The sequence below is a fragment of the Pseudomonas sp. AC463 genome (assembly GCF_979253585.1).
Genome location: NZ_CEEDDZ010000693.1, coordinates 1 through 266, shown reverse-complemented (window position 1 = coordinate 266; position 266 = coordinate 1). Strand labels below are relative to the sequence as shown.

The 266-nt window shown below is 64.3% G+C and carries 1 protein-coding gene; it reads right to left on the bottom strand.

Features of this window, described 5'->3' with window-relative positions; all coding sequences use genetic code 11:
* Positions 1 to 266: tryptophan 7-halogenase (locus AC0IYH_RS31960; RefSeq protein WP_471838302.1), on the bottom strand; the 266-nt coding region annotated here is incomplete at both ends.

Genomic DNA, 266 nt, shown 5'->3' with positions numbered 1-266 from the left:
CGACCGTGGCGTTGGTATGATCGCGCAGACCGGTCAGCAGGCGGGCCAGCTCGTCGTCGCGCAGCTTGGTGGCGATCGGGTGATAGCTTTCGGGGACGATGCCCTGACCGAGCATCACCTGCACCCAGCTGTTTTCCGCGAACAGTTCCTCATTCTTGCGGAACACGCGCCCGGTTTCGCGGAACAGTTCGATCTTCTGTTCCAGCGTGTCGGGGATCGGCATCGCGGCGCATTGCCGCCAGAACGTGCTGTCCCGCCGCTCCGTC